We start from the raw sequence: 5,285 nt of genomic DNA, 5'->3' as shown, positions 1-5,285 counted from the left end.
TCCGAAAGGCACTCCTTCGTGTGGCGTGGCCGCCCGGCCACGACCGGCGAGAGAGCCGGCGAAGCCCACGCTGCCGTTCACGCAGCTCAGCGAACAGGCCAGTTGACCGGCCATGCGTGACCGGTCGTCCCGCCACGCGCTGGCCGGCCGTACTCCACGCGAGGTGGGAGCTCGAATCTGATGGACTAACTGGGCTCATCGCTGCGGCGGTCAAGCAAGCGAGTCGGTCCAGGACTCCCTCGAGCTGCTGGCCTGGGGCGTGACGGACGCCTGCCGTCGAGGCGTACTGCGCCAGACCGGCGCCGTCTACCAGTTCCGGCACGTCCGGCTCCCTCGCCACCTGTCCGAACCGCACCACCCCTCACCGACAACCCCCAGGAGCGACGCCTGACGCCTGATCCCGCAACCCGCTCCCGTGCCACCGAGTTGTCGAACGTCGCTTGACGGGGCTGGCAGCGAGCCGCCGCCGGGAGCCGGGGCGCCACCGCGACCGAGGCCGGTCGCCGCGGTCCAGAGGACTTCCCACTCAGGCGCGGCTCCGGAGCGGACCAACCCGGAAACCGGCGCCCTCGGGCGACCACCTCCGGGATACTGGTCGCTCATGGACGAAGTCGAAGTCGTGGTCGCCCATTCCGAGCGCGCGACGCTGCGCGTCGGTGACGTGTTCCTGAAGGTGGACGCCGATCAGGCGCGTATCGATGTCGAGGTCGAGGCGATGTCTCTCGCGCCGGTCCCGACCCCGGAGGTGTTGTGGCGCAAGCCGCCCGTGCTCGCGCTCGCCGCGCTCCCGGGAACGCCGCTTGGACGCCTTGGTGGGCCGTCGGACGGTTCGTCGGCGGCCTGGGCCGCCGCTGGCGCCGCGATCCGGAAGCTGCACGAGGCGCCACTGCCGCCCCGGCCCGGCCGGGCCGGCCGGAACGTCGTCGCGCTGGCGGCGGAACTCGACGAGGAGTGCGAACTGCTCGTGGCGAACGGCCTCCTGCCCGCCGACCTGGTCACCCGCAACCGCCGGGTCGCCGAGGCCGCGCTCCGACCATGGACTCCGGCCTTCACGCACGGCGACCTCCAGATCGCGCACGTCTTCCTCGACGGCGACCAGGTCACGGGCATCATCGACTGGTCCGAGGCGGGCCAGGGCGACGCCCTGTACGACCTCGCCACCTTCACACTCGGACATGAGGAGCACCTCGACGACGTCCTCGCCGGCTACGGCACCGACATCAACCTCGACCTGATCCACGCGTGGTGGTCCTTGCGCAGCCTGCTCGCGGTCCGCTGGCTGATCGAGCACGGCTTCGACCCGTTCGCGCCCGGCTGCGAGGTCGACGTGCTGAAAGCCCGCATGTGAGGCAGCGCCAGCACCACCGCCCCACAGGCGCTCTGACGCATCGACGAAACCGTCCCCTCCCGCGGGCGAGCCACACGGTCAGCACCTGGACCAGGAACGCCACCACCGACGCCGGCTCCGGGAGGCCGGCGGGGACGAGGACAGTGGATCCCCGGCGGCTCGGCGGCGCCGCACCACGAGCAACCGCTCCTCTGCGCCCGGCAGGCCGCGCCGGACCGCTTCGGTCCACCAGCGCTCGGCTTCCTCCAGTTCGCCCTGGCGTTGGTAGGCCGTAGCCAGGTTGCCGACCGCGCCCGTGTTGCCGATCTCGGCAGCAACCAGCCACCATCGGAGGGCATCGTCAGGCCGGCCCAGGTCGTCGAGAAGGTTGCCCAGGTCGTTCGCCGCCTCGGGATGTCCCAGTTCGTGGGCGCCCTCGAAGCTCTCCACGGTCAGCCGCGGCTGTTGGCGCCTCATTCGATCCGCGCGAGCCACTCGCCCTCTGCCGTCCCGTCGTCGGGTCGGCAGCCCCGAGCGACGAACTCGACAACCCGGCCGCCGATCCGGGCGCCCAGCAGCAGTTCTGGTGTCATGGCCACGCCACTCACACTCCCTCCGGCGCCCCCATTGCGCCCCGCCCGGCCACAGCTCCGCTGGTGAATCTGCCGACAACGACGATGTCGTCGCGACCAAAGCTACGGCGCGCCCTGGACGCACCACCGGCTCGCCAGGCTGCCGCTGGCCGAAGGCAAGTGTCCGCGTTCTACGCGACTTCGACGTGCATCGCGATGGGGTAGTGGTCGGAGTAGCCGTTCTGGTTGACGTCTTTGCCCATGCCGCCGAACAGCACAGGGGCGGGGTAGCGGCCGGTGCCGACCATGCCCTGCGGGTGGGTGACGATGTGAACAGAGCCGGGTTCGGCTCGAAGGTGTGCGCGGGGGGTCAGCATGTTCTTGTTGACCAGGAACTGGTCCAGGACGTTGGCTGTGTTCTGGAAGTAGAACGTGCCGCCCGGCCGGACTGCGTGCTCGTTGCCGGCGGACTCGATGCGATCGTCGCCTCCCACGATCGGCCACATCAGATTCCAGAGCCGCGGCGCGGTGGTGGCGTTCAGGACCTTTGTCCGTTGCCGTGTGCTGAGGGCGTGCTGGCTGAGTGAGACGTTGAAGGGCTCGTCATTGAAGTCGCCCATGACCAGCACCGGTGTGTGCGCGCCGTGGACCTCAAGCGTGCGCTCGTGGAAGTAGGCGAGGGTTTCGCCAGCCGTGGCCCGGTAGGCGGCCGACTCCTGCTGACCACCGCGCCGGGACGGCCAGTGGTTGCCGAAAACAGCCCAGGTATGCCCACTGACCGTCCTGAAGTTGACCTGGAGGATCTCGCGGGTTCCCGTACGGCGCATCACCACGTGCTGGAACCGCTGGTCGGCTGGCGCGGTGAGCAAAGCCGGATCATAGATGAACGCCACGTCGACGCCGCGCTGGTCGGAGGTGTCTGCGTGCGCGATCTGGTAGGTGCGGCCCGTCACCCGGTGGTTGACCGCGCTGGCGAGTTGCTGCACAACAAATTCGTTCTCGACCTCGCAGACTCCCAGCAGATCCGGCCCCTGTCCGCTGTTCATCTCCGCGATCACCGATGCCAGCTGGCTGATCTTCCTGTCCCGCAGGTGCGAGGTCCAGCCCCGCAGGTCGTTTCCCAGCACCCGGGTCATCTTCTCACTGCGTCGGGGGGAGTGCTCCTCGTCGAAGAGGTTTTCCACATTCCACCAGGCGACATAGAGAGGTCCCATGCGGATCCACCTTTCAACTCCGTTGGTCGCAACCACTTCACTTATCCGGCACGCCAACAGCTAAGCGATATCAGCAGGGTTGGAAAGGACTTACGGGAAGCTGACCCGCAGCCGGTCAGTGGCGGTGGCGGCCGGATTCCCGATGCTGCGCGGCCCTGCGACCGCTGAAGCCGTCGTTGTCATCCCAACCGGCGGCTCCAGTACCAGGAGCGGGGTCGGATGGCCGGGGTTCATGGCGCCGGGCTGATGTTGCCGTTCTCGTCCATCTCGAACTTGCCCTGGGTCTTGCCGTCGACCTTGGTGTGCTTGAGCCAGTGCTTCGACAGGTTGTGCAGGTTCTTGTGCTGCCTTTCCCAGGGCATCGAGTGGCCGGCACACTTCACCGTGACGAGGAGTTTGTGAGCTCCTGGGACGGCGTCGTAGAGAGCGGGGACGTGGAAGTCGAGCGCCGGGTTGGAGCTGGGCGGTGTGGTGTTGGCCGTCTGGTCGTGCTCGCCGTGCACGATCAGCACGGGCACGCTTCCGCCGAGGCTGCCCCCTTGGCCCACGGTGGTGTTGTTCCAGCCCCACGTCACGAAGTTCCGGAATCGGCTGACGCCCGCCGGCTCTCCGGAGGGAAGGAGCTTCCCCCAGCCGCGGCCGATCGGGTCATTGTCCATGAGGGCGCTCCACACGACGTCGACCATGCCGGGCTCGTGCTGGTTCGCGCATTTCATGGCCAAGGCCTGCTCGATGCTCGAGCGGGTGAGCACGTGAAGGGGGAAGCCGGGTACCGGCAGGGTCGGCGGGTTCGAGGGGCCCAGCGGAGGAAAGATCGGGCCGAGGAGGAACAGGTTCTCAACCTTCCCCGGATTTCTGATCGCGTACGGTCCCATGGCAAACGCCGCCGCCGACCAGCCGATGAAGGAGACCTTCGAAACGTTGCGCCTGGCGCGGATGTATTCGACGACGGTGCTGAGCTCGTCTTGGTCACTCTGGGAATTGGTCAGTACGAACGGATAGCTCGCCGTTCGTGGGCCCGACAGCGGTGGAGTGACGGCAGCCTGCTGGCTGGGATTCACATTGCAGGGGTCCTCCATCCGGGGACGCGGCGAACGGCCAGAGCCCTGCAGGTCCATCATGAAGACGTCATATCCGGCCTGTGCGACGGCCTTGGCCCACCCGTAGGAGGTGTGCTGGAGGTCGTAGCCCGCCAGCACCGGGACGCTCCTGCCGTGCAGCATGAGAACGGCCTTGCGGTTCGCAGGTGGGCCAGGGGGCGTGCCGTCGTGTTCCCGTACGAACAGCTTCACCTTCTGGCCCGCGTTCGCGGGGACAGTCGACGTGTGGGGGACCGAGTGGTCGGTCGTGGTGATGGCCATGAGGGCCCCGTTCTGTCGGACGGCTCGTCGGTCCCCCTGCGAGTCAGAGTCGCCCAGCGGTGAAGCCCGCGCCACTGTAGGCCCGCCGACCGTGCGTCGCCCCCCTCTCGTCAGGTGCCCAACCTCCTGCCCGAGCAGCGGTGAGGGCCGTCTAGCGCAGCTCCGGCTTCCCGAACACCGATCGCCGGCACCTCGGGGCCCGCTGCCCCACCTCGCTGCCGACCCCGAGCGCCGTTCGCGGACCTCCGCCGTCGGCGCCCCTGATTCCGAGCGCGCTCGTCCCACCGCGGGTCGCGGCGGCTTCCGAGCAGTGATTCCGCGCATGCGGCGCTCGTCCGGCTTCCAGAGAGCGCGGCCGCCGGCCGGAGGGCCACTCGAACCAGACCGTCGCCAGCCAAGAGCTGTCCCATGGCCGCGTGAGGCTGAGGTGCATGGTGCGTCCGGCTCGGAGCCGGTGGCTCCGGCCGAGCGAACTGAACACCCGAGGTCCCCGGTGAGGCTGGACGGCGCCCGTCGTGCTGGAGTGTCGACGGAACCGTCTCCCGGGCCGGGTGGTTCGGTCTCGGTGAGCCGTGGCCGGGCATCCCCGTCCGTGGGCGCAACGCCGAACAGCGGGCCGAGACGTGCTGGGTGGGCTGGCGGCGGGGCCCGACCCCGAGGCTCGGCTGTTCACCGGGCCGCGTGGCGGGAGGATCACTACTGCTGTGCTTCGCGACGTGACGCAGTGGGATGAGGTCGTCACCACCCTGGGGTACGAGCATCTTCGGCGCCATGGGCTTCGGCACACCGGTGTGACCTGGATGGCTGACGC

At 68.9% G+C, this 5,285-nt stretch carries 5 protein-coding genes and 1 pseudogene; 2 read left to right on the top strand and 4 right to left on the bottom strand.

Features of this window, described 5'->3' with window-relative positions; genetic code table 11:
• The first annotated feature begins 601 nt into the window (after nt 1–601).
• Nucleotides 602–1,348, top strand: a complete 747-nt coding sequence (locus tag GL263_RS20780) for a phosphotransferase family protein (protein ID WP_182857251.1) — start codon at nt 602–604, stop codon at nt 1,346–1,348.
• Nucleotides 1,349–1,426: 78 nt separating this feature from the next.
• Here GL263_RS20780 and GL263_RS20775 read toward each other — a convergent pair whose 3' ends face one another.
• The 4 genes from GL263_RS20775 to GL263_RS20765 all read right to left on the bottom strand — a co-directional run bounded on the left by GL263_RS20775 (nt 1,427) and on the right by GL263_RS20765 (nt 4,474).
• Nucleotides 1,427–1,804: a tetratricopeptide repeat protein gene (locus tag GL263_RS20775; RefSeq protein WP_182857250.1), complete on the bottom strand. Its 378-nt coding sequence runs from the start codon at nt 1,802–1,804 to the stop codon at nt 1,427–1,429.
• Nucleotides 1,801–1,926, bottom strand: a complete 126-nt coding sequence (locus GL263_RS28895; RefSeq protein WP_267132784.1) for a hypothetical protein — start codon at nt 1,924–1,926, stop codon at nt 1,801–1,803. Before GL263_RS28895 ends, GL263_RS20775 begins: the two co-directional genes overlap by 4 nt.
• A gap of 164 nt (nt 1,927–2,090) precedes the next feature.
• On the bottom strand, nt 2,091–3,113 hold the full coding sequence (locus GL263_RS20770; RefSeq protein WP_182857249.1) for an endonuclease/exonuclease/phosphatase family protein: 1,023 nt from the start codon (nt 3,111–3,113) through the stop codon (nt 2,091–2,093).
• Between the two features lie 230 nt (nt 3,114–3,343).
• Nucleotides 3,344–4,474, bottom strand: a complete 1,131-nt coding sequence (locus GL263_RS20765) for an alpha/beta fold hydrolase (protein ID WP_182857248.1) — start codon at nt 4,472–4,474, stop codon at nt 3,344–3,346.
• Nucleotides 4,475–5,109: 635 nt separating this feature from the next.
• Here GL263_RS20765 and GL263_RS28530 point away from each other — a divergent pair.
• A pseudogene (locus GL263_RS28530) lies at nt 5,110–5,285 on the top strand (site-specific integrase); the annotation flags it as partial.

The organism is Streptomyces durbertensis, assembly GCF_014156695.1.
GTDB classification, from domain to species: Bacteria; Actinomycetota; Actinomycetes; order Streptomycetales; family Streptomycetaceae; genus Streptomyces; species Streptomyces durbertensis.
This window is presented reverse-complemented; position numbering and strand designations above follow the sequence as displayed.

Bases quoted from the DNA above. Each gene is read 5' to 3' on its own strand.
- GL263_RS20770 (WP_182857249.1), bottom strand. From the start codon at position 3,113: ATGGGACCTCTCTATGTCGCCTGGTGGAATGTGGAAAACCTCTTCGAC.
- GL263_RS20775 (WP_182857250.1), bottom strand. From the start codon at position 1,804: ATGAGGCGCCAACAGCCGCGGCTGACCGTGGAGAGCTTCGAGGGCGCC.
- GL263_RS20780 (WP_182857251.1), top strand. From the start codon at position 602: ATGGACGAAGTCGAAGTCGTGGTCGCCCATTCCGAGCGCGCGACGCTG.
- GL263_RS20765 (WP_182857248.1), bottom strand. From the start codon at position 4,474: ATGGCCATCACCACGACCGACCACTCGGTCCCCCACACGTCGACTGTC.